Origin of the sequence: Streptomyces griseorubiginosus (assembly GCF_017614965.1) — a bacterium.
Classification (GTDB): Bacteria; Actinomycetota; Actinomycetes; order Streptomycetales; family Streptomycetaceae; genus Streptomyces; species Streptomyces griseorubiginosus_B.
The window spans coordinates 1-2,844 of record NZ_WVUG01000543.1; the positions used below are offsets into that span (position 1 = coordinate 1).

3 protein-coding genes and 1 pseudogene are annotated in these 2,844 nt (G+C 72.8%); 3 read left to right on the forward strand and 1 reads right to left on the reverse strand.

The features are described from left to right. Position 1: 1 nt before the first annotated feature. Positions 2–841, forward strand: coding sequence for a MurR/RpiR family transcriptional regulator (locus GRC12_RS43345; RefSeq protein WP_308286763.1), 840 nt, complete (start codon positions 2–4; stop codon positions 839–841). A 51-nt stretch (positions 842–892) separates the two neighbouring features. Next, the gene (murQ, locus tag GRC12_RS43350) at positions 893–1,828 is read left to right on the forward strand and encodes an N-acetylmuramic acid 6-phosphate etherase (protein ID WP_208785936.1); all 936 of its coding nucleotides are present in this window, start codon (positions 893–895) and stop codon (positions 1,826–1,828) included. A gap of 46 nt (positions 1,829–1,874) precedes the next feature. On the opposite strand, the gene GRC12_RS43355 is transcribed toward murQ, so the two are convergent. Further along, positions 1,875–2,528 carry a class I SAM-dependent methyltransferase gene (locus GRC12_RS43355; protein WP_208785937.1) on the reverse strand — a complete coding sequence of 218 codons (654 nt, stop codon included), beginning with the start codon at positions 2,526–2,528 and terminating at the stop codon, positions 1,875–1,877. 53 nt (positions 2,529–2,581) lie between these two features. Here GRC12_RS43355 and GRC12_RS43360 point away from each other — a divergent pair. Beyond that, positions 2,582–2,844 (forward strand): annotated as a pseudogene (locus GRC12_RS43360) (hypothetical protein); the annotation flags it as partial.

The window sequence follows — 2,844 nt, forward strand, 5'->3', positions numbered from 1 at the left end:
GGTGCGCACCCTCGCCCCCTCCATGACCCGCTCCATGCAGCGCGTCGCCGAGGCGGTCGCGAGCGACCCGGCGGGCTGCGCGGCCCTCACGGTCACCGGACTCGCCGAACTCACCGGCACGAGCGAGGCGACGGTCGTCCGCACCGCCCGGCTGCTCGGCTATCCCGGGTACCGGGATCTGCGCCTCGCCCTCGCGGGGCTCGCCGCCCAGCAGCAGTCGGGGCGGGCACCCGCCATCACCACGGACATAGCGGTCGACGACCCGATCGCGGACGTGGTCGCGAAACTCGCCTATGACGAGCAGCAGACCCTCGCCGACACGGCGGCCGGCCTGGACACCGTGCAGTTGGGGGCGGCGGTGGCGGCCACGACGGCGGCACGGCGGATCGACGTGTACGGGGTGGGGGCCTCGGGACTCGTCGCGCAGGACCTCGTGCAGAAGCTGCTGCGGATCGGGCTGATAGCCCACGCGCACAGCGATCCGCACCTCGCGGTGACCAACGCCGTGCAGCTGCGCGGAGGTGACGTGGCCATCGCGATCACGCACTCCGGCTCCACGGGGGACGTCATCGAGCCACTGCGCGTGGCCTTCGAGCACGGGGCGACGACGGTGGCGATCACGGGGCGCCCCGACGGGCCGGTCGCCCAGTACGCCGACCACGTGCTGACCACTTCCACCGCCCGGGAGAGCGAGCTGCGGCCGGCGGCGATGTCCTCCCGGACCAGTCAACTGCTGGTCGTGGACTGTCTGTTCGTGGGGGTGGCGCAGCGGACCTACGAGACGGCGGCGCCCGCGCTGGCCTCCTCCTACGAGGCGCTCGCCCACCGGCACCGGCGGTAGACCCGCACGACCCCAGCTCAGGAACTCGCACTTCACGAAAGAGCCGCCCCCATGACCTCCACCTCCAACCCACGTGATCTCCGCGCCGAGTTGGAATCGCTGACCACCGAGGCCTTCCGTCCGGATCTCGCCGACATCGACCGGCTGCCCACCCTCGACATCGCCCGGCTGATGAACGGGGAGGACACGAGCGTCCCCGCCGCCGTGGCCGAGCGGCTGCCCGAGATCGCCGCCGCCATCGACGCGATCGCCGAGCGGATGGGCCGGGGCGGGCGGCTGGTCTACGCCGGGGCCGGGACCGCCGGGCGGCTCGGCGTGCTGGACGCCTCCGAGTGCCCGCCGACCTTCAACACCCGGCCCGAGCAGGTCGTGGGGCTCGTCGCCGGCGGACCGGCCGCGATGGTCACGTCCGTGGAGGGCGCCGAGGACTCCGCCGAACTCGCCCGTGCCGACCTGGACGCCCTCGCCCTCACCCCGGCCGACACCGTCGTCGGCGTCTCCGCCTCCGGGCGCACGCCCTACGCGATCGCCGCCGTGGAGCACGCGCGTGCGCTGGGCGCCCTGACCGTGGGCCTGGCCTGCAACGCCGACAGCGCGCTCGCGGCGGCCGCCGAGCACGGCATCGAGGTCGTCGTCGGCCCGGAGCTGCTGACCGGCTCCACCCGTCTGAAGGCCGGCACGGCGCAGAAGCTGGTGCTGAACATGCTGTCGACGATCACGATGATCCGGCTCGGCAAGACGTACGGGAACCTGATGGTCGACGTCCGCGCCTCCAACGACAAGCTGCGGGCCCGTTCCCGCCGTATCGTCGCCCTCGCCACCGGCGCCCCGGACGACGAGATCGAGCGGGCCCTCGCGGCCACCGACGGCGAGGTGAAGAACGCGATCCTCACCGTGCTGGCCGGTGTCGACGGCCCGACGGCTGCCCGCCTTCTGGAGGAGTCCGGCGGACATCTGCGTGCCGCGCTGGCGGCGGCACCCCGCTGACCAGCACGCTCGGGGGGTGCCGACGCACCCGCCGGGGCTGTGACGCTCATCCGCACCAGAGAAGCGAATACCGCCAGAACAGCCGCCGCCGAAGCCGGACGCCGGGGAGGATACGGCCTGCCTCTCGGGCGATCTCGGTGTAGGTGACAGCGGCGGGGCGGGTGATGGCGGTCATGGAGGCGGGCCGGGGAGCGGGACGGCCGCCGTTCTTCACCCAACCGACGAGCAGGTTGAGAGGAACGGAGACGAGACCGAGGAGATGATCGACAAGGGCCTCCTCCCGAGCGAGCCCGATGACCACGAGTGTGCCGCCGGGTGCGAGGTGCCGACGGAATCGGGTGAGAGTCTCCGCGAGCGGGAGATGGTGGAGGACGGCGACGCAGGTGATGACGTCGTAGGGGCCGGGGGGAATCCCGTCGGAGGCGTCGGCGACGGTGAACGTGACGGCATCGCCCGAATCGCTCAGCTCCCGTGCCCTGGCGACGATCTCCGGATCCGAGTCGATGCCGTGCACCTCCGCCGCCCGCCTCGCGAGCAGCCGCGCCAGATCGCCGGTACCGCACCCGACGTCCAGGGCACGGCCGAAGCGGCGGGGCAGTTGGCGCAGCAGCCAGGCGTGGTAGTGGGCGTTGTGGTCCCAGGGGTGGGTGGCGTTGAAGCGGGCGAGGGCGTCGAGGACGCGGGGTGGGAAGATCTTCACGGCCCGAAGTCAACAGGACCACCACCCCCTCCGGCTGAAGCACACTGATACGCATGAACCACGCCCAGCTCACCGCCCTAGGCCGTGCTCTTCGTGTTCTCGGGGAGCATGGGGAGGCACTCGGTGCCGACACGCCCGATGCCAAGCTGCACGAGGTCAAGGCCGATCTCCGGCGTGCTCTGGATCTGCTCGACGAGAGCGTGGCCGGTGCCGCGCCCGCCACCCGGTGCCCCGAGCACCCCACCGGCCCCGTCGACGAGAGCGCGCCCGACCTGTGCCTGCTCTGCGAGACCCGGCGCCGGGCGGCCCGCCGCGC

Excerpts from the sequence above, each read along its gene's own strand:
- murQ (WP_208785936.1), top strand. The coding sequence starts at position 893 with ATGACCTCCACCTCCAACCCACGTGATCTCCGCGCCGAGTTGGAATCG.